22 protein-coding genes and 2 pseudogenes are annotated in these 23,248 nt (G+C 75.1%); 12 read left to right on the top strand and 12 right to left on the bottom strand.

Features of this window, described 5'->3' with window-relative positions; genetic code table 11:
* Positions 1-126 precede the first annotated feature (126 nt).
* The 3 genes from ABD823_RS12720 to ABD823_RS12730 are packed head-to-tail and all read right to left on the bottom strand — an operon-like array spanning position 127 to position 2,637.
* Positions 127-870 (bottom strand): alpha/beta fold hydrolase, encoded by a 744-nt coding sequence (locus tag ABD823_RS12720; RefSeq protein WP_344859074.1) that lies wholly within the window; start codon positions 868-870, stop codon positions 127-129.
* The gene (locus ABD823_RS12725; protein WP_344859076.1) at positions 867-1,502 is read right to left on the bottom strand and encodes a LysE family translocator; all 636 of its coding nucleotides are present in this window, start codon (positions 1,500-1,502) and stop codon (positions 867-869) included. Before ABD823_RS12725 ends, ABD823_RS12720 begins: the two co-directional genes overlap by 4 nt.
* Positions 1,503-1,542: 40 nt before the next feature.
* Positions 1,543-2,637, bottom strand: a complete 1,095-nt coding sequence (locus tag ABD823_RS12730; RefSeq protein WP_344859078.1) for a helix-turn-helix transcriptional regulator — start codon at positions 2,635-2,637, stop codon at positions 1,543-1,545.
* Between the two features lie 54 nt (positions 2,638-2,691).
* Between ABD823_RS12730 and ABD823_RS12735 the strand changes: the two genes are divergently transcribed.
* Positions 2,692-3,450: a DeoR/GlpR family DNA-binding transcription regulator gene (locus ABD823_RS12735; RefSeq protein WP_344859080.1), complete on the top strand. Its 759-nt coding sequence runs from the start codon at positions 2,692-2,694 to the stop codon at positions 3,448-3,450.
* A 90-nt stretch (positions 3,451-3,540) separates the two neighbouring features.
* A pseudogene (locus ABD823_RS12740) lies at positions 3,541-4,782 on the top strand (MFS transporter); the annotation flags it as partial.
* Between the two features lie 64 nt (positions 4,783-4,846).
* On the opposite strand, the gene ABD823_RS12745 reads toward ABD823_RS12740, so the two are convergent.
* A complete protein-coding gene (locus ABD823_RS12745; protein ID WP_425566603.1) occupies positions 4,847-5,608 on the bottom strand; it encodes a TSUP family transporter in 762 nt (253 codons plus the stop codon).
* Between the two features lie 296 nt (positions 5,609-5,904).
* On the opposite strand from ABD823_RS12745, the gene ABD823_RS12750 reads away from it, so the two are divergent.
* Complete coding sequence (locus ABD823_RS12750; RefSeq protein WP_344859083.1) at positions 5,905-6,648, top strand: IclR family transcriptional regulator; 744 nt, start codon at positions 5,905-5,907, stop codon at positions 6,646-6,648.
* 133 nt (positions 6,649-6,781) lie between these two features.
* On the opposite strand, the gene ABD823_RS12755 is transcribed toward ABD823_RS12750, so the two are convergent.
* Positions 6,782-6,994, bottom strand: coding sequence for a hypothetical protein (locus ABD823_RS12755; protein WP_344859085.1), 213 nt, complete (start codon positions 6,992-6,994; stop codon positions 6,782-6,784).
* Positions 6,995-7,263: 269 nt separating this feature from the next.
* Between ABD823_RS12755 and ABD823_RS12760 the strand changes: the two genes are divergently transcribed.
* The gene (locus ABD823_RS12760; RefSeq protein WP_344859087.1) at positions 7,264-10,629 is read left to right on the top strand and encodes an acetyl-CoA carboxylase family protein; all 3,366 of its coding nucleotides are present in this window, start codon (positions 7,264-7,266) and stop codon (positions 10,627-10,629) included.
* Positions 10,630-10,726: 97 nt separating this feature from the next.
* Here the strand turns inward: ABD823_RS12760 and ABD823_RS12765 are convergent, their stop codons facing one another.
* A complete protein-coding gene (locus ABD823_RS12765) occupies positions 10,727-11,599 on the bottom strand; it encodes a DUF2268 domain-containing putative Zn-dependent protease (protein ID WP_344859089.1) in 873 nt (290 codons plus the stop codon).
* A 97-nt stretch (positions 11,600-11,696) separates the two neighbouring features.
* Positions 11,697-12,455, bottom strand: a complete 759-nt coding sequence (locus ABD823_RS12770; protein WP_344859091.1) for a hypothetical protein — start codon at positions 12,453-12,455, stop codon at positions 11,697-11,699.
* 115 nt (positions 12,456-12,570) lie between these two features.
* Between ABD823_RS12770 and ABD823_RS12775 the strand changes: the two genes are divergently transcribed.
* The 3 genes from ABD823_RS12775 to ABD823_RS12785 all read left to right on the top strand — a co-directional run bounded on the left by ABD823_RS12775 (position 12,571) and on the right by ABD823_RS12785 (position 15,556).
* Complete coding sequence (locus ABD823_RS12775; RefSeq protein ID WP_344859092.1) at positions 12,571-13,575, top strand: AAA family ATPase; 1,005 nt, start codon at positions 12,571-12,573, stop codon at positions 13,573-13,575.
* 89 nt (positions 13,576-13,664) lie between these two features.
* Entirely contained in the window at positions 13,665-14,612 is a 948-nt protein-coding gene (locus tag ABD823_RS12780) for a DUF58 domain-containing protein (protein WP_344859159.1), read from the top strand.
* Positions 14,609-15,556 carry a VWA domain-containing protein gene (locus ABD823_RS12785; protein ID WP_344859094.1) on the top strand — a complete coding sequence of 316 codons (948 nt, stop codon included), beginning with the start codon at positions 14,609-14,611 and terminating at the stop codon, positions 15,554-15,556. The genes ABD823_RS12780 and ABD823_RS12785 overlap by 4 nt, the downstream gene beginning before the upstream one ends.
* A gap of 90 nt (positions 15,557-15,646) precedes the next feature.
* Here ABD823_RS12785 and ABD823_RS12790 read toward each other — a convergent pair whose 3' ends face one another.
* Positions 15,647-16,099, bottom strand: a complete 453-nt coding sequence (locus ABD823_RS12790; RefSeq protein WP_344859095.1) for a hypothetical protein — start codon at positions 16,097-16,099, stop codon at positions 15,647-15,649.
* A gap of 94 nt (positions 16,100-16,193) precedes the next feature.
* On the opposite strand from ABD823_RS12790, the gene ABD823_RS12795 reads away from it, so the two are divergent.
* Both ABD823_RS12795 and ABD823_RS12800 read left to right on the top strand, forming a co-directional pair.
* Positions 16,194-16,880: a response regulator transcription factor gene (locus ABD823_RS12795; RefSeq protein WP_344859097.1), complete on the top strand. Its 687-nt coding sequence runs from the start codon at positions 16,194-16,196 to the stop codon at positions 16,878-16,880.
* Between the two features lie 10 nt (positions 16,881-16,890).
* On the top strand, positions 16,891-18,162 hold the full coding sequence (locus ABD823_RS12800; protein ID WP_344859099.1) for a sensor histidine kinase: 1,272 nt from the start codon (positions 16,891-16,893) through the stop codon (positions 18,160-18,162).
* Between the two features lie 255 nt (positions 18,163-18,417).
* Here the strand turns inward: ABD823_RS12800 and ABD823_RS34625 are convergent.
* A pseudogene (locus tag ABD823_RS34625) lies at positions 18,418-18,816 on the bottom strand (transposase); the annotation flags it as partial.
* Positions 18,761-19,162 (bottom strand): hypothetical protein, encoded by a 402-nt coding sequence (locus ABD823_RS12805; protein ID WP_344859101.1) that lies wholly within the window; start codon positions 19,160-19,162, stop codon positions 18,761-18,763. The pseudogene ABD823_RS34625 and the gene ABD823_RS12805, both read right to left, overlap by 56 nt.
* A gap of 47 nt (positions 19,163-19,209) precedes the next feature.
* Here ABD823_RS12805 and ABD823_RS12810 point away from each other — a divergent pair, with 47 nt between their 5' ends.
* Positions 19,210-19,551, top strand: coding sequence for a DUF5713 family protein (locus ABD823_RS12810; RefSeq protein WP_344859103.1), 342 nt, complete (start codon positions 19,210-19,212; stop codon positions 19,549-19,551).
* 143 nt (positions 19,552-19,694) lie between these two features.
* Positions 19,695-19,982 carry a hypothetical protein gene (locus tag ABD823_RS12815; protein WP_344859104.1) on the top strand — a complete coding sequence of 96 codons (288 nt, stop codon included), beginning with the start codon at positions 19,695-19,697 and terminating at the stop codon, positions 19,980-19,982.
* Positions 19,983-20,179: 197 nt separating this feature from the next.
* Here the strand turns inward: ABD823_RS12815 and ABD823_RS12820 are convergent, their stop codons facing one another.
* Both ABD823_RS12820 and ABD823_RS12825 read right to left on the bottom strand, forming a co-directional pair.
* Positions 20,180-20,590 (bottom strand): hypothetical protein, encoded by a 411-nt coding sequence (locus ABD823_RS12820; protein ID WP_344859106.1) that lies wholly within the window; start codon positions 20,588-20,590, stop codon positions 20,180-20,182.
* 98 nt (positions 20,591-20,688) lie between these two features.
* Positions 20,689-21,363, bottom strand: a complete 675-nt coding sequence (locus ABD823_RS12825; RefSeq protein WP_344859107.1) for a sensor histidine kinase — start codon at positions 21,361-21,363, stop codon at positions 20,689-20,691.
* Between the two features lie 200 nt (positions 21,364-21,563).
* On the opposite strand from ABD823_RS12825, the gene ABD823_RS12830 reads away from it, so the two are divergent.
* Positions 21,564-22,820 carry an ATP-binding protein gene (locus tag ABD823_RS12830; RefSeq protein WP_344859109.1) on the top strand — a complete coding sequence of 419 codons (1,257 nt, stop codon included), beginning with the start codon at positions 21,564-21,566 and terminating at the stop codon, positions 22,818-22,820.
* The last annotated feature ends 428 nt before the right edge of the window (positions 22,821-23,248 follow it).

Here is a 23,248-nt window from a genome sequence, read left to right on the forward strand (position 1 = left end):
TGAACGTGGCCTACCGTCAAAGGTCCCCCTCACCCTCGCCGCGAACGCGGCGGCGATCCAGCGCCACGCGGCGGCGACCACCCGCCAGTCGGCGGGTGGCGGGACGCCCCCGGCGGGACCGGGCCGTCAGGAGAGGAAGCCGAGGATCAGCCCGGTGATCTCCCCGGGCCGCTCCATGCTCGGCAGGTGACCGGCCCACGGCAGCTCCACCAGCCGCGCCGCGGGCAGCTCCGCCGCCACGCGCCGGGCCGACTCCCGGAAGTACGGCAGGTCGTGCGCGCCGCTCACCACCAGCGCGGGCGCCTCCACCGCGGCCAGGTCGACCTCGCCGGGCAGCTGCGGCGGCGGAGGCCCGGCGGCCAGCTGCACCTCGAAGGCGTGGCGCTGCATCCGGCGCAGCGCCTCCCGCGTCCGCGCGTCCGCCTCCGGACCGAGCCAGGTGCGGACGTTCAGCTCGACGGCCTCCTCGACCAGCCCCGCCTCCAGCAGCCGGTCCTCCTGCGCGCCGAACTCCTCCAGGTCCGCGGTGGCCGCCAGCCCGCAGCCGGGGTTGAGCAGCACCATCCGCGAGACCAGCGCCGGGTGGGCGCCGGCCAGCTCCAGCGCGACCCTGCCGCCGTAGGAGGAGCCGACCAGGGCCGCCTTCTCCAGGCCGAGCGCGCCGAGCAGCTCGGCGACGTCGCCGGAGTCGGAGTAGGGCCGGTCGGCGGCGTACGGCGTGCGGCCGTGCCCCCGGAAGTCGGGCCGCACCACCCGGAAGCGGGCGCTGAGCGCCTCCGCCTGCGGGTCCCACATCCGCGCGTCCGCGGTGGTGGAGTGCAGCAGCACCACCGGATCCCCGCTGCCCGCCTCGCCGTACACCAGCGTCATCGCGCCTCCACCGCCATCCGCACGCCCAGGGCGATCAGCACCGTACCGGAGATCCGCTCCAGGCGGCGGCGCACCGCCGGCCGGGCGAACACCGCCCCGGCCCGCCCCACCAGCCAGATGAACACCCCGTACCAGACCACGTCCACCAGCACCCAGACCACCGCGAGCAGCGCCAGGGTGAGCGGCACGTCCGCCCCGGAGGGGACGAACTGCGGCAGGAAAGACATCGCGAACACCGCGGCCTTGGGATTGGCCAGGCAGGTGCTGAGTCCCAGCAGGTAGGAGCGGCGCCATCCGCGGGCCGCCGCCCGCCCCGGAGGCTCCTCCCCCGGCGGCTCCTCCCCCGCCGTACGGCCGCGCGCCTGCCGGATCGACTGCACACCCAGCACGACCAGGAAGACCGCGCCCGCCAGCCGCATCACGTCATAGGCCACCTGCGAGGCCAGCACCAGCGCCGACAGGCCGAAGACGGCGGCCAGCCCCCACAGCAGGATGCCGGTCTCGTTGCCGAGCGTGGCCGCCATGCCGGGGCCCCGACCGGCCCGCAGGGTCTGGCGGAGGATCACCGCGGTGCTGACCCCGGGGATCATGGCGAGCAGGAAGCAGGAGCCGACGAAGGCGACCAGGAACATGCCGTCATCCTCCTCGGCGGGACCTCCGGGCGGCAATCGGTTAACCCGGGGCCGAGGCGGCCTCCGGCGGGCCGTACAACCGGGTGAGCGCGGCGGCCGCCTCGGCCATCGCGGCGCGCAGCTCGGGCGGCTCCAGCACCTCGACGCCGGCGCCCAGCCGCAGCAGCAGCCACCGGGCGTGCCGGACCGACTCGACCGGCAGGCGCAGGATCCGCCGGCCGCGCTCGTCGGGCGGCCCGGCGCCGGTGAGCGCGGCGGTGGCGGCGTCCTCCCCCACGGTGTGGCGCAGCAGGCCTTCCATTCCGGGTGCCAGCCGGATCACGGCGTGCGCGGTGTACATGCGCTCGCGGAACTCCGCGGTGTAGCGCGTCCAGAACGCCGCCAGGTCGAAGCCGGCCGGCCGCTCGAACCGGCCCTCCAGGAGCGCGGCCGTCATGATCCGCGCCACCTTGTAGGTGCGCGGCTCCCCCCGCCCGACCTGCTCCCCGGTCTCCTGCCCGGACCGCTCCCCCGCCGGCCCTCCGGCCTGCCGCACCCTCCCCTGCTCCGGCCGCTCCCCGGTCCCCCGCACCGCCGCGGCCACCATGTACCAGGACCCGCCCTTCAGCACCAGGCCGTACGGGTGGACCAGGCGCTCGACCTCCTGCGGCCCCCAGCGGCGGTAGGTCATGCGCAGCGGGCGCTGGTCCCACACCGCCTCGGAGACCCGGCCGAGGAACGGCGCCTCCTCGGCCCCGCCGTACCAGCCGGGGACGTCCAGGTGGAAGCGCTCGCGCATCCGGGTCGCGTGCGAGCGCGGCTCCGGCGGCAGCGCCGCCAGCACCTTCAGCTCCGCCGCCGCGGCCAGCTCGCCCAGCCCCAGCTCCGCCGCCGGGCCGGGCAGCGCGGCCAGGAACAGCGAGGAGGCCTCCTCGGCCGTCAACCCGTTGAGACGGGTGCGGTAGCCGTCCAGGAGGCGGTAGCCGCCGACCGGACCGCGGTCGGCGTAGACCGGCACGCCCGCGGCCGACAGCGCCTCCACGTCCCGGTAGACCGTCCGCACCGACACCTCCAGCTCCCGCGCCAGCTCGGCGGCGGTCACCCGCCCCCGGGTCTGCAGGAGCATGAGCAGGGACAGCAGACGGCTCGCGCGCATGCGTCCATTCTCCCCGGCTTGCCGATCGAACATCACATGTGTTCAAATGAACATATGGAAAGTGAAGACCGTGTCCGGGACATCATCGCCGCCCTGCGGACCAGCGACTCCGTCTCCGTGGCCGAGCTGGCCCTCAGGCACGCGGTCTCCGAGATGACCATCCGCCGCGACCTCGACGAGCTCGCCCGGCAGGGCCTGGTCCGGCGGGTGCGCGGCGGCGCGGTCAGCCTCCTGCTGCGCGGCGAGGAGTCGCCCTTCGCGCTGCGCGAGCACGAGGCCACCGAGGCCAAGCGGCGCATCGCCGCCGAGGTCGCCGCCCTGATCACCGACGGCGAGGCCGTCCTGCTCGACTCCGGCACCACCGCGCTGGAGATCGCCCGCACCCTCCGCGACCGCAGGCTGACGGTCCTGCCGCTCTCCCTGCAGGCCGCCCACGAGCTGAGCACCGCACCGCGGATCCGCCTGGTCCTGCCCGGCGGGGAGGTCCGCCCCGGCGAGCTCAACTTCACCGGCCCCCTCACCGAGAACGCCATCAGGTCCCTGCGCTTCGACACCGCCGTCATCGGCTGCTGCGGCCTGTCCGCCGAGCACGGCCTGACCACTCACGACCTGGCCGAGGTCTCGGTCAAGCAGGCCGCGATCGCCTCCGCCCGGCGCGTCGTCGCCGCCGCCGACTCCGGCAAGTTCACCCGCACCGCGTTCGGCGCCGTCTGCCCCCTGGACCGCCTCGACGTCGTCGTCACCGACAACGCGCTCCCCACCGCGGAGCACGAGGCGCTGACCGCCGCCGGCGTGGCCGTCCGCACCGTCTGACGTCCTCCGGCACCGTCCGCGCCGGATCCCCCTCCCCCTCCCGCGCCCTCCCCGCCCGATCCCGCTCCGGGACCGGGACGCCCGCCCGCGGCGCGCACCCGTACCACCCGGAGACCTCCCGTGACCCTCACCCATGACGACCGGACCGCCCTGCGGCACGGCCGGACCGCCGTCTACCTGCTGTTCCTGCTCTCCGGTACGGCGATCGGCACGTGGACGGCCCGCATCCCCGCGATCAAAGCCGGCCTCGGGCTCAGCGACGGCCTGCTCAGCGTCGCGCTCCTCGGCATCGCGGCCGGGGCCATCACCGGGATGCAGGTGGTCGGCCGCCTGGTCGACCGCTTCGGCAGCACCAAGGTCATGCTGCCCATGGCCTTCGCCCAGAGCGCGGTCCTCGTCCCGCCCGCCCTCGCCCCCGACCTCGTCTCCCTCACCCTGGCCCTGTTCGCCTTCGGCGCCGTCCACGGCACCCTCGACGTCGCGATGAACGCCAACGCCGTCGAGGTCGAGCGCGCCACGGGCCGGTCGATCATGTCGTCCTTCCACGCCGCGTTCAGCATCGGCGGGTTCCTCGGCGCGGCCGCCGGCGGGATCCTGGCCGGCGCGGGCCTGTCCCCCGCCGCGACCTTCCTCGCCGTCGCCGCCGCCATCGCGGCCATGGCGCTGCACGCCTCCCGCCGGGCGCTCACCACCGTCCCCGCCGCACCGGATCCGGCCGCCGCGGGGGGCGCCGCGCCGGCGGGGAGCACGGGAAAGGAGAACACGGGGAGCACGGCGGGCGCGGGCCGCGGCGTGCTCCTGCTGGGCGCGCTCGCGTTCTGCTGCATGGTCGGGGAGGGCGCGGCCGCCGACTGGAGCTCGGTCTACCTCCACGACCTGAGCGGCTCCGACACCCTGGCCGCGGCCGCCTACGCCGGCTTCTCCGTCATGATGACCGCCGGCCGGCTGGCCGGAGACCGGCTCACCGCCCGGTTCGGTCCCGCCGCCCTGGTCCGCGGGTGCGGCCTGCTGGCCGCCGCGGGGCTCGGCACCGCCCTGCTGGTGGGCCTGCCCCTCGCCGGGGTGATCGGCTTCGCCTGCTTCGGGGCGGGCCTGTCCTGCATCGTCCCCCAGGTCTTCTCCGCGGCCGGTCGCCGCGATCCCGCACGCGCCGGCCGGGCCCTCGCCCGGGTCGCCGCCCTCGGCTACGCGGGCTTCCTCACCGGTCCGGCGCTGATCGGTGGGGCGGCCGAGGCGGTGGGCCTGCCCCGTGCTCTGGTGATTCCGGTGCTTCTCGCCGGTTTCGTCGCCCTGGCCGCTTCTGCCCTACAAGATCGCTCCTTTACAAAGTAGATCATAATTTCGCCGGGCCGGCGGGCACGGGCGGTGTCCGCCGGCCCGGCGGGCGCCGGAGCGGTCAGGCCGCGGCGAGCCAGTCGCGCCCCAGCTTGGCCACCATCGCGACGACCACGCACAGCAGGACGATCCTGACGAACCTCGTCCCCCTGCGCAGCGCCATCCGGGCGCCGAGCTGGGCACCGGCGATGTTGCAGAGCGCCATCCCGAGACCGAGGACCCACAGGACGTGCCCCTGGAGCCCGAAGACCAGCAGCGCCCCCAGGTTCGTGCAGGAATTGACGATCTTCGAATGGGCCGAGCCGCTCACGAAGTCCATGCCGAGGATCGCCGTGAACGCGATGATCAGGAAAGTCCCCGTTCCCGGGCCGATGATGCCGTCGTAGAAGGAGATGCCGACGCCGGTGACGGTGATCGCCGCCAGGGTCCGGGCCCGGGTGCGCAGCTGGGGGTGGTCCTGGGAGCCGAGGGCCGGGCGGAAGGTCACGAACAGCGCCACCGCCACCAGGGCGGCCATCACCAGCGGGATCAGCGCCTCCTTCGAGATCGCCGTCGCGGCCGAGGCACCGAGCCCCGACAGCAGCACCGCGGCCAGCGCCGAGGGGATCGCCACCGACCTGTCGATCTTCGTGGTGACGGCGTAGGTGACGGCGGCCGAGGCGGTGCCGAAGACCGAGGAGAACTTGTTGGTGGCCAGCGCCTGGACCGGCGGCACCCCGGCCAGGAGCAGCGCGGGCAGCTGCACCAGCCCTCCCCCGCCGACCACCGCGTCGATCCACCCCGCCCCCGCCGCCGCCGCCAGCAGCAGCACGATCTCCACCATGTCCACGCATATCCCCCGAAATCACCCGGCCGCCGGGCAGAGCGTACCGACCGCGCCCCCGGGGCCGGGCAGCGCTCCCCCGCTCGGGCACGGCGCCCGGCGACGGACCGGGCACGAGGAGCGGGGGCCGGGCGGGCCGCGGAGGTCCACGGTCGCCTCCGGCGGGCGGGGCGGTCGTCGCGAGGATTCCGGCCGGAGGCCGCGCGGTGTACCCTTCCCTTCCACTCAGCGGAAGACGGGGAGCGGATCCCGGTGGAGGTGGGATGTCGGGCGGCTCGCGCGATCCCGGACGGTCGGTGACCTCCCGCGTCCTGGCCGTCCTCGGCGCCTTCGACGCCGACCATCCCCGGCTCACCCTCACCGGTATCTCCCGCCGCAGCGGACTGGCCCTGAGCACCGTCCACCGGTTGGTCGGCGAGCTGGAGGCCTGGCAGGCGCTCACCCGCGCCCCGGACGGCCACTTCCACATCGGCCTGCGCCTGTGGGAGCTCGGGCAGCTCGCCCCCGGCCCCCTCCAGCAGGTCGCGCACCCGTGGCTGCAGGAGCTGTTCGGCAGCACCGGGGAGAACGTCCACCTGGCCGTGCGGGACGGCTTCGAGGTCCTGTACGTCGACAAGGTGTACGGCCGGCGGGCCGTGCCGATCGTCTCACGCGCCGGCGGGCGCCTGCCCATGCATCCCACCGGGGTCGGCAAGGCGCTGCTCGCCTTCGAGCCGGACCGGGTGGTCTCCTCCTACCTGTCACGCCCCCTGGAGCGGCCCACCCCGCACACCATCACCGAGCCCGGCCGGCTGGCGCGCGAGCTCCGCCAGGTGCGCGAGCGCGGGTACGCGCTCACCTACGAGGAGATGACGCTCGGCTCGTGCTCGGCGGCCGCGCCCGTCCTCGTGGACGGCCGTCCCGTGGCGGCCGTGGGCGTCGTCGTCTCCTCCCACCGCGCCCGGGAGATGCAGCGGCTGGTCGAGCCGATCCTGGCCGTCGCCGACCGGATCGCCGAGGACTACCGGAGCGCGGCGGCCTCGCCGCACCCGCCGCGCTGACCGGACCCGGCGGTCCGGAGCGCACCGCCCGGCGCGGGCGACCCCCGTCGGCCGGGGAGACGGCGGCGCCCCGGCGGGGGCGTGCGCGGCGCGGCCGCCCGCGACGGGCGCGGCCGGACGCGTGGCGGCCGGGTCACTCGGCATCGGCGGATCTCAGCAGTGCGGCACGCCGGGCCTCGAGCTCACCGATCAGGTTCTCCTGCTCGTCGGCCATGTTGATCATCTGCGCCCGTTCGTTGGCGTCCGTGGCACCGAGGTCGCCCACCTGGTCGCGCATGCCGGCCACCTCCGCGCGCAGCCGTGCCAGCTCCTCGTCGAGCCTGCGGAGTTCTTCCTCGTGCTTCATCCGCTGTCCATACCCCGCGATCTCAATCTCGCCACCATCCCTTTTATCTCGTCATGCCCCCTTTGCTGTGATCCATCCCGCCGGAGCGGGGCGGGTCGTCCGGGGAGACCGCCGGGAGGCGCCGCGCCGCGGCCCCCGGTATCGTGGGAGGACATACCGACCGACCGGTATGCACGTTCGCCGACGCGCGGCCCCGGGACCGCCGGAGCGGGAGCGCGCCAGCGCCCGCCGGAGGCGGCCCGGCCCCGCCGCGCGGGAAGAGGAGCCCGATGCCCCCCAGTCCGACGCTGCTGATCGCCAACCGGGGCGAGGTCGCCGTACGCGTCGCGCGGGCCGCCGCGGACCTGGGCTGGCGCTCGGTCGCGGTCCACTCCCCGGAGGACGCGCGCTCGCTGCACGTGTTCCACGCCGACGAGGCGTACCCGCTGCCCGGCCGGGGCGCCGCCGCGTACCTGGACATGGAGGAGATGCTGCGCGCCGCGGCGGCGGCCGGCGCCACGCACCTGCACCCGGGGTACGGCTTCCTGAGCGAGAGCGCCGTCTTCGCCCGGCGCTGCGCCGAGGCGGGCGTCGTGTTCGTCGGGCCCGCGCCGGAGACGCTGGAGGTCCTCGGCGACAAGGCCGCCGCCCGCGCCCTGGCCCGCGACGCGGGGGTCCCCGTCCTGCCCGGGACCGCGGGGGCCGTCACACCGGAGCAGGCCGAGGCGTTCGCGGCCTCGCTGGACGGCCGCGCCGTGGTGGTCAAGGCGCTGACCGGCGGGGGCGGGCGCGGCATGCGGGTCGTCCGGGACCGGGCCGGCCTGGCCGCCGCCCACGCCGCTGCCTCCGCCGAGGCCCGCGCCTCCTCCGGCGAGGGCGGCGTGTACGTCGAGGCGCTCGCCGAGGACGCCCGGCACATCGAGGTGCAGATCGTCGGCGACGGCCGGCAGGTGGCCCACCTGTGGGAGCGCGAGTGCACCCTCCAGCGCCGCCACCAGAAACTCGTGGAGCTCGCCCCCGCCCCGGACCTGCCCCCCGCCCTGCGGACGCGGATGGTCGAGGCCGCCCTCCGGCTGGCCGGCGCCGTCCGCTACGGCGGGCTGGGCACCGTCGAGTTCCTCCTCACCCCCGGCGGCGAGTTCTTCTTCATCGAGGCCAATCCCCGCCTCCAGGTCGAGCACACCGTCACCGAGGAGCTGACCGGCCTGGACCTGGTGACCGCCCAGCTCCGGCTCGCCCAGGGCGCCACCCTGCCCGAGCTGGGGCTCGGCGACCGGCTCGACCCGGCACTGCCGCCGCCGCCCCGCTGCGCCGTGCAGCTCCGCGTCACCATGGAGGACGTCGCTCCGGACGGGCGGGTGCGCGCCTCGGGCGGCACGCTGCGCGCCTTCGACCCGCCCACCGGCCCCGGCCTGCGCGTCGACACCTTCGCCTACGCCGGCCTCTCCCCGCACCCGGGCTTCGACCCCCTGCTCGCCAAGCTGGTCGTCTCCCGCGCCGGGCACGACCTGCCGGCGCTGCTGCGCCGGGCGGCCCGGGCGCTGGCCGAGTTCCGCGTCGACGGGGTGGCGACGAACATCCCGCTGCTGCGCGCGCTGCTCGACCGGCCCGAGGTCCGCCACGCCCGGGTGACGACGGGCTGGCTGGAGGAGCACCTGCCCGAGCTGGCGGCCGCCGCCCGGGCCCTGCCGCCCGGCCGCTTCCCCTCCGGTGGTCCGGACGGCTCCGGCGTCCCCGGCGGCGGGGCCGGTGCTCCGGCCGCCGGGAGCACGGCGGGCGCGGCGGGCGCGGCCGGCACGGCGGGCGGTGCCCCGCGGGCCGCCGCACCGGCCGGGACCGTGGCCGTCACCGCGCCCACCACGGGCGTCGTCGTCGCCGTCGAGGCCGAGCCGGGCGCACCGGTCCGGGCGGGCCGGCCCCTGGCGGTCGTGGAGGCGATGAAGATGCACTTCCCGGTCGAGGCGCCGGTGAGCGGGCGCGTCCACGCGATCGCCGTCCGCGCCGGAGAGGCGGTCGCCGAGGGCAGCCCCCTGCTCTTCCTGGAACCGCTCTGCGGGCAGCCGGACGACGGCGACGGCGACGCCCGGCTCCCGCGGGACCTCGACGCCGCCCGCCCCGACCTGCTGGAGGTCCGGCGGCGCTGGGCCCTGACCCGCGACGAGGCCCGGCCGGAGGCGGTGGCCGCCCGCCACGCGCGCGGCCACCGCACCGCCCGCGAGAACGTCGCCGCCCTGCTGGACGACGGCAGCCTCAACGAGTACGGCGCCTTCGCCGTCGCCGCCCAGCGCCGTCGCCGCGGCGAGGAGGAACTGCTCCGGCGAACCCCGGCCGACGGCCTGGTCACCGGCGTCGGCACGGTCAACGCCGACCTGTTCGGCGCGGCGGCGACCTGCGCCGTGGCCGCCTACGACTACACCGTCCTCGCCGGCACGCAGGGATACAACAACCACCGCAAGCTGGACCGGCTCATCGACCTGGCCGCCCGCCGGAGGTGGCCGCTGGTGCTGCTGGCCGAGGGCGGCGGAGGGCGCCCCGGCGACGCCGACGCCCCCTGGGTCTCGGCGCTGGACACCCCCACGTTCGCCCGGTTCGCGGCGCTCAGCGGCCGGGTGCCGCTCGTCGGCGTCGTCAACGGCCGCTGCTTCGCCGGGAACGCGGCGCTGCTGGGGTGCTGCGACGTCATCATCGCCACCCGCGACACCACGCTCGGCATGGGCGGCCCCGCCATGATCGAGGGCGGCGGGCTGGGCGTCCACCGGCCCGAGGAGATCGGCCCGGTGAGCGTGCAGGCGCCCAACGGCGTCGTCGACCTCGTCGTCGACGACGAGGAGCAGGCGGTCGCGGCCGCCCGGCGCTACCTGTCCTACTTCCAGGGCGACCTCGCCGAGTGGTCCTGCGCCGACCAGCGCGAGCTGCGCTTCCTGCTGCCCGAGGACCGCAAGCGCGTCTACGACGTCCGCCGGGTGCTCGGCGCGCTCGCCGACACCGGCTCCGTGCTCGAACTGCGCTCCGCCTTCGCCCCCGGCATGGTCACCGCGCTGGCGCGCTTCGAGGGCCGGCCGTTCGGCGTCCTGGCCAACGACCCCGCCGTGCTGGGCGGCGCGATCACCGCCGAGGGCGCCGACAAGGCCGCCCGCTTCCTCAACCTGTGCGAGGCCCACCGCCTGCCGGTGCTCTCCCTGGTGGACACGCCCGGCTTCATGGTCGGGCCCGAGTCCGAGCGGGGCGCCGCCGTCCGGCACGTCTCCCGGATGTTCCTGCGCGCGGCCAAGCTGACGGTCCCGCTGTTCGCCGTGACGCTGCGCAAGGGCTACGGGCTGGGCGCCCAGGCCATGACCGGCGGCGGCTTCCACTCCCCGGAGCTGAACGTCTCCTGGCCCACCGGCGAGTTCGGCGGCATGGGCCTGGAGGGCGCGGTCCGGCTGGCGATGCGCCGCGAGCTGGAGGCGACCGCCGATCCCGCCGAGCGGGAGAAGCTGTTCCGGGACATGGTCGCGCTCGCCTACGAGCAGGGCCGGGCCGTCAACGTCGCGGCGCACCTGGAGATCGACGCGGTCATCGACCCCGCGGAGACCCGCGCCTGGCTGGGCCGGGCCCTGCGCGCCGCCCCCGTGCCGCCCGACCGGCCCGACGGCCTGTTCGTCGACGCCTGGTGACGGCCGGCGGTCCCGGCCGGGACCGCCGGGGCCGTGACGCCCCGGCCGGCCGCGGGCCCGGTGCGTCCCGGGCCCGCGGGGCGCCTGCCCGGGACCGTCACCGGTACCCGGCCGAGCGCAGGATCCGCTCCCCCGGCAGCACGGTGCTCTGCGCCACCGTCAGCCCGGAGGCGGCCAGGTGGGCGTCGACGATGCGCAGGCCCACGCCGTACCCCGCCATGTCCGGGATGCCGATCGGTTCCTGCCCGAACCTGCGCGCGGCCGCGTCCCCCAGCACGTAGAGCGTGGTGCGGCCCATCCCCGGCAGGTCGGCGTCGGCGACGATCCGCTCGTGCGCGCGCTCCAGCGCCTCGCCCGTGACCATCGCCGACCACGGCCCCATCGCCTCCGGCCCGGACAGCTCCCGCACGAACGCCTCGGCCAGCCCCTCGGCCACCACGTGCTCGCCGACCGTCACCGCCGCCGGGTCCCACACCACGTTGTGGTAGCGCACCTGGTGATGGAACTCGTGCACCGCGCAGTGCGCGATCCGGCCGACGACCTCGTCGGAGGGCCAGGCCAGCAGGTACAGCCAGCCGGGCGTGCCGCCCATGCCGTAGTAGCCGCCGGCGGTCCGCATCAGGTACGCGTCGTCCGGATCGCCCAGCATGAGGACGACCTGCAGGCTCTCCGGCCCCTTGATGTCCGGGACCGCGCCGGTGAGCCGGTCCCAGGCGGTCGCCAGCGCGTGCCCGATCTGCCCCCGGACGTCCTCCTCGACGAGGCGCCGCAGCGCGGGCGCGTAGCGGTCGTCCTCACGGTCCACCCGGAAACCGCCGCTCTGGTGGTGGAGGTCGATGATGTCCCCGGGCACCGGCACGGCCTCGTACATCGGCGCGAGCAGGTCGCGCAGCGCCTCGGCGCGCCGCCCGAGCGGGAGCCCCACCAGCTCCAGCATGGCCTTCGGTGTGTCGTGAATGATGATCTCCATGCCGACGACGCTAAAGCCTCACCCTGCGGGAGGCTCAAGCCCGCTCCCGGCCCCGTGGCCTCCGGAACCGCCGGCGACCTCGCCGGGACCGCCGCCGTCAGATGTCCTCGCCCGGCGCGCCCGTCCCCTCGTCCCGCGGCTCGCCCGTCCCGCTCCCGGAGGGCGACGGGGCCGGGGACGGCCTGCCCGGATCCGGTGTCTCCGGGACCGGAGGCGCGGTCGGCACGAACACCGTCGGCGGCAGCGGCGACGGGAACTGCTCGGCCTCCTCGTCCGGCCCCAGCAGGAGCCAGAGCATCACGGCCAGCAGCACCAGCAGCACGGCCAGCGCCGCCGCGGCCGCGACCACCGACCGGCGGGTCGCGACGGGCGGCAGGGCGGGCGCGGCGGGCCCGGGCAGCGCGGGCCGCCGGTCGCCCACCCAGTACGGAGCGAAGTCCGGGCCGTGCCGCTCCCCGATCAGCGTGCCGCCCACCAGCACCGGCTCCAGGAACCGCTCGGCCCCCACCCGGTCCGGCTCGTACGGCGTGGCGACCCAGGGCGCGGTCCCGTCCTCCATGGCGAGCACCTGCGGGGCGGGCCCGGCCGGAGCCGGCCGGGCCCGCGCGGCCCGCGCCACCCAGCCCCGCACCCCCCGGCTCGCCGCCGCCTCGCGGACCGCCGTGACGAAACGGTCCCGAGCCGCCGGGTCCTGCGCCGCGCCCCGGGTCAGCACCGCCACCGAGACCGCCCGGCCGTTCGCGGCCTGCCCGAGGTAGACCAGCCCGGCCGGTCCCACCCGCAGGCGGGCCTGCAGGACGTAGGGCCCGAGCCGGGGCGGGTCACCGTACTGGAGCGGACTGGCCACGTCTGCCATGAAAGCACACGTCCGCACGCGCGACGGCGATCACAGCCTGCGCATGTGGGTATCAATCGGGGATGTTGACCATGTCAGCCACGCGAGAGCACCGTCCGTTTGGTGGAATGACGCCATGACCGTCGCCGAAGAACTGCCCAGCGAGACCGACGCCGGACTGCTGCGCGAGGCACTGAGCGAGGTCCGGCGTGTCATCGTGGGCCAGGACCACATGGTGGAGCGGCTGCTCGTGGCCCTGCTCGCGCGCGGCCACTGCCTGCTGGAGGGCGTGCCCGGCGTCGCCAAGACCCTGGCGGCCTCCACCCTGGCCACCGTGGTGGGCGGCAGCTTCGCCCGCATCCAGTTCACCCCCGACCTGGTGCCCAGCGACATCGTGGGCACCCGGGTCTACCACCCCTCACGCGAGTCCTTCGACGTCGAACTCGGCCCCGTGTTCGTCAACTTCCTGCTCGCCGACGAGGTCAACCGCGCCCCGGCCAAGGTGCAGTCGGCCCTGCTGGAGGTCATGGCCGAGCGGCAGGTCTCCCTGGCCGGGCGCACCCACCCGCTGCCGAAGCCGTTCGTCGTGCTCGCCACCCAGAACCCGATCGAGTCCGAGGGCGTCTACCCGCTCCCGGAGGTCCAGCGCGACCGGTTCCTCTTCCGGGTCCGGGTCGGCCACCCCAGCGCCCACGAGGAGCTGGAGATCCTGCACCGGATGAGCGTCACCCCGCCCGAGCCCCGCACCGTCCTCGACCCGCCGCGGCTGCTGGCCCTGCAGAGGCTCGCCGAGCAGGTCTCGGTGCACCACCTCGTCGCCGACTACGTCGTCCGGCTGGTCATGGCCACCCGCTCCCCCGCCGAGTACGGCCTGGCCGAGCTGGAGGAGAACATCGAGATCGGCGTCAGCCCGCGCGCCACGCTCGGCCTGGTCGCCGCCGGGCGGGCCCTGGCCCTGCTGCGCGGTCGCGACTACCTGCTCCCCGACGACGTCCGGGACGTGGCCGTGGACGTGATGTCCCACCGCCTGATGCTCACCTTCGACGCTCTCGCCGACGGGATCGACCCCGACGACGTGGTCCGGCAGATCCTCGCCGCCGTGCCGCCGCCGCTGGTGGTCTGGAACCAGGGCCCGCGGTGAGCACCGGCGGACCGGCGGAGCCGCGGACCGGCGGGCGGCGGGGCGCGGCCCCGGCCACCGCCTCCCGGGCCGCCGCGGGCGGCGTCGCCCTGAGCGCGGCCGAGCAGGCGCTCCGCCGGCTCGAGCTGACCGTCGTGCGGCGGCTGGACGGGCTGCTGCACGGCATGCACCAGGGCCTGCTGCCGGGGCCGGGCAGCGAGGCCGGCGACAGCCGGGTCTACGTCCCCGGCGAGGACGACGTGCGCCGCATGGACTGGGCGGTGACCGCCCGCACCTCCGTGCCGCACGTCAGGGACCTCATCGCCGACCGGGAGCTGGAGACCTGGGCGCTGGCCGACCTGTCGCCCAGCATGGACTTCGGCACCGCCGGCATGGAGAAGCGCGACCTGGTCCTGGCCGCGGTGGCCGCGATCGGCTTCCTGTCCGGGCGGATCGGCGACCGGTTCGGCGCCTACGTCCTGCACGACGAGTACGTCCACCGCATCCCCGCCCGCGGCGGCCGCCCCGCCCTGTACGGCCTGCTGCACGCGCTGGCGAGCGCGCCCCGCGGCCGCCGGACGGCCGACGCCCCCGACCTGGCCGAGGCCATCGAGGTGCTGGCCTCCGCCCGGCGGCGGCGCGGCCTGCGGGTGGTCGTCTCCGACTTCCTCGACCCCGACCCCACCCTCGACCCCGACCTGGAGCTGCCCTGGGAGCGGCCGATCCGCCGCCTGGCCGCCCGCCACCAGGTGCTGGCCGTCGAGATCATCGACCCGCGCGAGCTGGAGCTCCCCGCGGTGGGGCTGGTCAGCCTCGCCGACCCCGAGTCCGGGCGCAGCCGCCAGGTCCGGCTCACCCCGAAGGTGCGGGCGGCCTACGCCCGGGCGGCCGCGGCCCAGCGGGCCGTCACCCGGATGGCGCTGCGCCGCTGCGGCGTGGCGCACCTGGTGCTGCGCACCGACCGCGACTGGGTGCTCGACATCGCACAGTTCGTCCTGCGGCAGCGGCGCACGGCGCACCTGACGCACCGGCATCCGACGGCGGGAGCGGCCCGGTGACCTTCCTGTCCCCTGCATGGCTCTGGCTGTTCGCCGCGCTCGCGGCGCTCGCGGCGGCCTACGTGGCCGCGCAGTTCGCCCGCCGCCGCCACGCGCTGCGCTTCACCAACCTGCCGCTGCTCGACCTGGTGACGCCCTCCGGGCCGGACTGGCGCCGGCACGTCGCCCCCACCCTGTTCCTGGTGATGATGGGCCTGCTGGTGCTGGCGGCGGCCCGCCCGGCCGACGCGGTGCGGGTGCCCCGGGACCGGGCGACCATCATCATCGCGCTGGACGTCTCACTGTCGATGGACGCCGACGACGTCCCGCCCAACCGGCTGACCGCGGCCAAGGACGCGGCCCAGAAGTTCGTGCGCGACCTGCCGGAGCGCTTCAACGTCGGCCTGGTCGCCTTCGCGCGCTCCGCCGCCGTGGTCGTCTCCCCCACCATCGACCACCAGGCCGTGGTGACCTCCCTGGCCAACCTGAACACCCGGGCGGGCACCGCCATCGGCGAGGCGGTGTTCAGCTCCCTCGACTCCATCCGCTCCTTCGACCAGCAGGCCGTCACCGACCCGCCGCCGGCCGCGATCGTCCTGCTGTCCGACGGCGACAACACCTCGGGCCGGTCGGTGGCCGAGGCGATCGAGTCGGCGGTCAACGCCCGCGTGCCCGTCTCCACGATCGCCTACGGCACCCAGGAGGGCACCGTCTCCATCGACGGCCGGGAGGTGAACGTGCCGGTGAACAAGAACACCCTGCAGTCCCTGTCGCAGGGCACCGGCGGGCGCGCCTACGAGGCCGAGTCCGGCAGCGAGCTGCGGACGGTCTACGAGCAGATCGGCACCTCGCTCGGCTACCGGACGGTCAACCAGGAGATCAGCCACCGGTTCGTCGTGGCGGCGGCGCTGGCCGGACTGCTGTTCGCCGTCTCCGCCCTGCTGCTGGGCACCCGCCTGCCCTGACCCGGCGCCGGGGCTCCCCGACGGCCGCGCCGGGTGAGCGCGCCGCCCCCGGGGCCCGGCGCCGCGGGCGACCCGGCGCTCCGGCGGCCCTCAGTCCTCGTCGGGCTCGGCGGCCGAGCGGAGCGCGGCGACGGGCTTCCCGGCGGGGCAGGTCAGGCTGATCACGGCCGTGCGGTCGTCGGACTCGAAGACCACCGAGGCGGTGGCGGCGGGACCGCGTTCGACCTCCTCGACCCCGTATCCGGGGGCCGGGGTCCAGGACAGCAGCAGCGCCCGGCCCTCCTCGCAGGCGGCCGTCACCGCCCCCTCCGCGTAGGAGAAGGCCCCGGTGACCGCCTGCGGCCCGGTCGCGGCGGGAGGGGCGGCCGGCGGAGCCGCGGAGGAGGTGGCCAGGACCCGCTCGACCTCGTCCAGGGGCATGATGCGCACCGCCTGGCCCGCCATGTCGGTGCCGATCAGCGACACCGCCCAGATGCAGGCGAGCGTGGTGAGCACGGCGGCCGCGAGCCACCCGCCCGCGCCCAGCAGCGCACGCCGCCGCATCGGTCCCTCCTTCCCGGTGTCCTCCCCGCTTGCGGGGGAAGCTTCCCTCCCTGCCGGTGTCATCACCCCGTCCGAGAAAGGCCGACACATCACCGTGGCTCATCTGCTTCTCGTCGAGGACGACGCCCGGGTGCGGTCCGCGCTGACCCGCGCGCTGGCCGGTCACGGCCACGCCGTGGTCTCGGCTGCCGCCGGCATGCCCGGGCTCACCCGCGCCCTGGAGGACCGGCCCGATCTGGTCGTGCTCGACCTGGGCCTGCCCGACCTCGACGGCTGCGAGATCCTGCGCATGCTCCGCGCGGTCAGCGCCGTCCCCGTCATCGTGGCGACCGCGCGCGACGCCGAGCCGGAGATCGTCCGGGCGCTGGACGCCGGCGCCGACGACTACGTCGTCAAGCCCTTCAGCGCCGCTCAGCTGGACGCGCGGATCCGGGCCGTGCTGCGCCGCGGCCGCGGCAGCGGCGCCGGGACGGCGCAGGTGCGGGTCGGCGGCCTGCGCATCGACCCGGCGGGCCGGGAGGCGTTCCTCGACGGGGCCCGCCTCGACCTGACGCCCAAGGAGTTCGATCTGCTGCACTACCTCGCGCTCCGCCCCGGCCAGGTCGTCTCCAAGCGGGAGCTGCTGACCGAGGTGTGGCGGATGGCGTACGGCGGCGCGGACAAGACCGTCGACGTCCACCTGTCGTGGCTGCGCCGCAAACTGGGCGAGAGCGCCCACCGTCCCCGCTACCTGCAGACCGTCCACGGGGTCGGCGTGAAGATCGTCGACCCCGGGGCGTGAGGGACCCCGGATGAGGCGCCGACTGGCTCTGCTGGCGGTGGCGACCGCCTCGCTGGTCCTGATCGCCTTCCTCGTGCCGCTCGCCGTGCTGGTGCGCGCGCTGGCCGCCGAGCGGGCCACCGCCACCGCCACCACCTGGGCGCAGTCCGTCGCCACCGCGGCAGCCCTGGGCGACCGGGACACCCTGGAGGCCACCGTACGGCAGGCCGGCGGCTCCAGCGGCATGCCGATCACGGTCTTCCTGCCCGGCAACGCGTTCATCGGCACCCCGGCCCCCCGCGGTCCCGGCGTCGAGCTGGCCTCGCGCGGCCGCAGCGTCACCGTCGAGACACCGGCGGGCCGGGAGGTGCTGGTGGCCGTCCAGGGAGGGACCGGCGGCACCGTGGTCGTGCGCGCCTTCGTCTCCGCCGAGCGGCTGCGGCAGGGCGTCGGATGGGCCTGGCTGGTGCTCGGCCTGATCGGTCTGGCGCTGCTGGCCGTCGGCATCGCGGTCGCCGACCGGCTCGCCCGCTCGCTGACGCGGCCGGTCATGCAGGTCGCGAAGACCGCCCGGCGGCTGGCCGGCGGTGACCTGGACGCACGGGTCGAGCCCGCGGGTCCCGCCGAGATCCGCGAGGTCGGCACCGCCCTCAACCGGCTGGCGGCCCGCATCCGCGAGCTGCTCGCCCGCGAGCGCGAGGCCGTCGCCGATCTCTCGCACCGGCTGCGCACACCGGTCACGGTGCTCCGGCTGGAGGTCGACACCATGCGCGACGAGGACGAGGCGGCCCGGGTGGGGCAGGCCGTCGACAGCGTCGAGCGCATGGTCGACCAGGTCATCCGCGAGGCGCGCCGATCCGAGCGGGACGGGGCGTCGCGGTGCGACGCCACCGGCGTGGTCGGCGACCGGGTCGCCTTCTGGTCGGCGCTGGCCGAGGACCAGGACCGGACCGTGCGGCTCGTCCTCCCGGACGGGCCGGTCACCGTGGGGGTGAGCGGTCCGGAGCTGGCGGCCTGCGTCGACCTGCTGCTGGAGAACGTGTTCGCCCACACGCCCGACGGCACCCCGTTCCGCGTCGAGCTGACCGCGCGGGCGCAGGGCGGGGCCCGGCTGGTGATCGCCGACCAGGGGCCCGGATTCGCCCACCCGGAGCCGGTCGCCCGCGGGGCGAGCGGCGGTTCCTCCACCGGCCTCGGCCTCGACATCGCGCGCCGCACCGCCGAGGGCTCCGGCGGCCGCCTGCGGGCCCGCTCGCTGCCCGAGGGCGGGGCCGAGGTCGTTCTCGAACTCGGCCCGGCCTAGATGAGTAAGTCCTAAAGCTGAGAGGGCGGTTCGCGGGTCGACGTCCCCTTCGCCGCTGGGATCGGGCAAGGCGAGCTGCTCGGAGGCTCGTCGCCGGACTACGGGCGCGGCTGAGTGAACAAGCCCGGCTCGGTCTCGACGAGGATGCCGCGGCCGACCAGGCGCTTGAGCGTGGAACAGATCCGTGGCCAGGTCGCGTTTGCGTCCCGGGACCTTTGTGGCCGCGTCTTTTGCGGTCGTGGCGGCGGTGCCGCCGGCGCGCCATGTGGCGAAGTAGTAGTACGTCGCGCTCTTGGGCGGCAGGTCGTGGGGCAGGGGTTCCCCTTGGACGCCGGTCCGGCCCTGATACGGGATCGCGCCCGCGGTCTCGCGCATCGCGCAGGTGCCCTCGTGGCCGCTGACCGACGGGTGCGCGGCCTTCCACGCCGTGAGCACCGGCTCGATCAGCGCCCACTGCTCGTCGGACACGTCGCTGGGGTACGGCTTGCGCTCGCCCACCCGGTCATCCCGGCACATGCGGGCCCGTCGACCAGCAGTAATGCTGAATATCCACCTGATCGCACGGTGACGTCGCAGGCATCGACTCCGGATCAACTCATCACTGCTGATCTTCGGGAACGACCGCAGCTGCTCCAACTGCTCCTCGGAGAACATCTTCTCTGACAACGCACCACTCCACGTGCCGTACCGGAAGAAACCGGAACGAACGTATCTTCATGATCGTCTGCCATTCGGCGGCCCGGGACATGCCGTCGAAGGCGTCCAGGGCATGGCCGACCTCGTGCAGGACGAGGCTGGCGGAGACGTGGTCACCGGTGCCGATCGCGATGAGGCGGCCGGTGCACAGGCCGGGGACCTGGTCCCACCGCACGGGGCTGCCGGGCCGGACGGGCTGCCCGCGCAGCGCTCCGAGGCCGTCCAGATCGGGGACGGTGCCGGCGCCCAGCCAGATCTCGTCGAGCTCCTCGGCCAGCCGCCCGGCGGGCGCTGTCGGTGGCATGGTGCAGCATCGGAGCGCCGGGCCGCCCACAGGACGAGGAGATCGCGATGGCACCGACGAACCAGCAGATCACTGATCATGCCTTCCTCAGGGGCATGTACGACGACGGCTACTTCCCCGACCACGTCGTCGACAGGGGCAGGGCGATCCTGCTGAGGCTGTGCGAGCGGATCGAGGCCGAGCAGCCGGGGGACCTGGCGGCGCTGTACGCGCTCACGCAGGCCGCGACGGAGGAGTTCAACGCGCTGGAGGCGGAGTTCGAGGCCGTCGGCAGCGGGATCGAGACCGTCGCCCGCGAGGTGATCGCCGAGGACTTCTGGTTCGTGGCCTCGGCCTACGGGTTCGCGGAGGCGAACGTGGAGGAACTGGTCGCCACCCGGGAGTGGTGACGCGGCGCTCTCCGGCGCCCCGCCGTACCGCCTCTCCTCCGTGGACGTCCCGCTACCGGCCGGGTGCCCCGCGGGCGAGGTCGGCCCTCCGCTCCCGAACGTGTCCCCAGCACCGAAGCGGGTCCTGCTCCAGAACGGGCGGCATGGTCGAGCCGCGTCAGATGGGGCTCGTGGGCAGGCCGCCGGACGGGATGGCGTTCCTGGCGGCCGTCGATGAGGACGCGGGGGCGTACATGACCGTGCCGGGCGGGAGCGCGCGGGCGGTCCACGAGCCGGAGCCCGGCGGCGGCGTCGGCCGGGGTTCCATAGATCCGGCCGCGGCTGAGGCCGGACGGAGCGCGGGCGGGCCGGGCCGGGACCGGCCGCCGGGGCCGCACGCCCGGCCCGGGCCCGGCGAGCGCGACGGACGCACCGCGGGCGCGGCCTCTTGATCTCTACAGGAACACGTCGGCAACCGGCACCGAGAGCGTCGTCTCGGCTGAAGGTCGATGCTCCTGACCAGGACGGAGGACCGCATAGCCTCACGGCATGAGCCGGGACGATCGCTCCTGCGGAAACGCAGTCTGCGAAGCGACCTTCACGTCCCGTCCCGAAGGTGGCAGGTTCCGGAGGCGGTCGCAGGTGCGCGTCAGTCCGGGACAGGGCCGGAGAACACGAGGTAGGGATGCTCCGCATCGAGCCATCCACGGTCCAACCGCACTCCCGTGGCCGGTTCGACGGCGGTCAGGAGACCCGCCTTCCAGTCCCAGTCGTCGTCCCTGCCCAGGAAGTCGATGTCCTCGTAGTCGAGGAAGAAGCCGCTGACCGCCGTCAGCTCGGGCCACCGCATCAGGTTCGGGTGGTCCTCAGGGCGTCCCGGGAAGAGCCCGTCGATCATCAGGAGGACCTCGCCGTCGATGGCGAGGGACAGGCGGTTCACGGAGTTGACGTTCCACCAGGCGCTGTAGACGCGGGCGTTCGGGCTCAGGCGCCGGAGCACGCCGGGAAGGGACGGCTCGCCGAGCCCGTACACGGCGATCGCCGCGCCGAATCGGTCCACGACCGCGCACGGCCCGGGGCGGGGAAGGGGAAGGTCGACGATGAGAGGGCGCGCCGTCCCTTGAAGGCTGTGGCTCGTCCCTCCGCCCAGCCGCGTGCTCACCTGAACCGGGAGAACAACACGCCTGCAGGCGGCTCGGGCACGCCGGGGCCGTGGTCGCGCACGCAGATCGCGACCATGCCGCCGACCGGCTCGGCGCCGATGATGATCGGAGGTTTGCCGTGGCGGGCGGCGTTGGTGGCCAGGTTGACCAGGATCTGCTCCAGCCGCTCAGGGTCGGCGTACACGGTCGAGCCGTCGTCCATCTCGATCGCCACCGGGCAGGTCAGGTAACCGAGGGCTTCGCGGGCGGTCCGCCAGCGCTCGGCCCGCTGGGTCTCCCCATGAGAGCGCCGCAGGGCCTCGTGGGTACGGCGCTCACGCTCGACCTGCCGGGCGATCATCACGCCCACCCCTGCCATGACGCACAGGAACAGCGCCCCGTGGACCAGCCGCGGCGGCAGCGGGCCACCGGCCAGGCGCGGCGGCAGGTAGACCAGCGCGGCCGCCGGCACCAGCGGCGTCCGCGCGTCGAACCGGTGCCACGGAATGCACCAGGCGATCGGCGCCAGGACGGCTCCCGTCAGCAGGACCGCGGCCAGATAAGGATGCCGCTGGGGTGGCGCCCACTGCAGCGCCACCGCGCTCAAGACCGCCAGGAAGACGAAGAACATCGCCATCTGCCGAGCAGCGACCTGGGGGCCTTCGCCGAGTAGCGACCAGTGCCGGGCCATCGGCGCACCTCCTGCCAGGTGGGCAGAGTAAACACCCAAAAAGGATGGAATGCCCCTTATCTGATGTTCTGCACTGATGACAGGGTGAGGATCGGCACGCCGCCAGGCCGGCACACGAGCGAGTGTCGGGCGGACCCGCCCGCGGGTGCCGCGCGGCACCTGGCCCCGCTCCCAGCAGGGCGAGCAGGAAGGACAGGGTTATGACCGGCATCGTCATACCGGCCGACGAGACCGAGCGCCTGGCCGAACTCGACGAGCTCGGCGCCTTCGACGTGCTGGCCGAGCCGGTCCACCAGGCCATCGCCGAGCTGGCCGCACACGTCTGCCGCACCCCGATCGCGCTGGTCAACCTGATAGGCCGCGACCGGCAGTACTTCAAAGGCCACACCGGCACCAGCGCGGCGCACATGGACCGGCGGGTGGCCTTCTGCCCCCACACCCTCGACGTGCGCGCGCTCGTCGAGGTCCCCGACGCGCTGGCCGATGCGGCCTTCCGCGACGACCCGGCCGTGACCGGCGAGCCGTACGTACGCTTCTACGCCGGCGCCCCCATGATCAGCAGCCGCGGCCGGGCCCTGGGCGTGGTGTGCGTCTTCGACCACCGCCCCCGACGCCTCGCACCCGACCAGCACAGGGCGCTGACCACCCTGGCCGCCTGCGCCACCGCGGTGCTGGAACTCGGCTACCGGCTGCGCCAGGCCGATCAGGTCATCCACCGCCTGCACGACGCCCAAGAGCTCAAGCACCAGTTTCTGCGCAGCGTCAACCACGAACTGCGCACCCCCCTGGCCTCGATCCGCTCCTCCCTGCAGCTCATCCAGGACGGCGGCCTGGACGCAGCCGCCGAACGCCACTTCCTGGACATGATCGAACGCAACAGCGACCGGCTGCTGGCCCTGCTGGACGAGCTGCTGCTGATGGCCAGCCTGAACGCCGGCACCGCCGTCTTCCGCCCGCAGGCTTGCGACCTGACCGCCCTGGCGCACGAGCTGGCCGACGCCGCCGCGCCCCGGCTGCGCGAGGGCCGCCATACCCTGGCCGTGCGCGCCTCCGGCCCGGTGATGGCCTGGGCCGAGGCCGCGCGGATACGGCACGCGCTGCGCCATCTGCTCGACAACGCGATCAAGTTCACCCCGGCCGGCGGCCGCATCACCCTCACCGTCACCGCCGCTCCGGCTCCGGCCGTCGAGGTCGCCGACACCGGCGTCGGCATCGCCCCAGGCGATCTGGCGCACGTCTTCGACGACTTCTTCCGTGCCGCGCACGCCGAGGCCCAGGCGATCGGCGGCACCGGTGTCGGCCTGCCCATCGTCAAGAAGATCATGGACATGCACGGCGGGAACGTGCGCATCGACAGCCACCCCGGTCGCGGTACCCGGGTGCTCCTGACGCTGCCCGCCGTCCCGTCCGCCACCGGCGGGCAGGCGCAGCCGGGCACGGCCGGGGCGAATCCGTGACGGACCACGGCGGCACACCCGCACCTCGTGCGCGTACTCGCCGCCCGCAGGGGAGCAGCTCCGGCTGACATCACTCCCGGGGCGTGTCGTCAAAGTGGCTGGAGCGGGGCAACATAAAGGCGGAGCACGCCGCTACGAACCAACCAATACCGCATGGCAGGCGCTCTGGCACGCCGCCCGGCGGCTCCCCCGGGCGCTGCCGTCTCGCGGCCGAGGCGGCCCGGCGGCTGCTTGAGCGCTCCCGAGCACGGTCCCAGGCGCGTGATGCCCCGGCACGGCTCCTGTCACGCGACGCGTGATGTCCAGTCACTCAAGGTGGTCGAACCGTGGAGGCGTTCTCGGGGAGAGAATCCCCATGGCCAGCACACTGAATGTGATCAAAGCGCAGAAGTGCATCTCGGGGGTCGACTATCCGGCCCGCCGCGACG

Source organism: Planomonospora alba, assembly GCF_039534085.1.
GTDB classification, from domain to species: Bacteria; Actinomycetota; Actinomycetes; order Streptosporangiales; family Streptosporangiaceae; genus Planomonospora_B; species Planomonospora_B alba.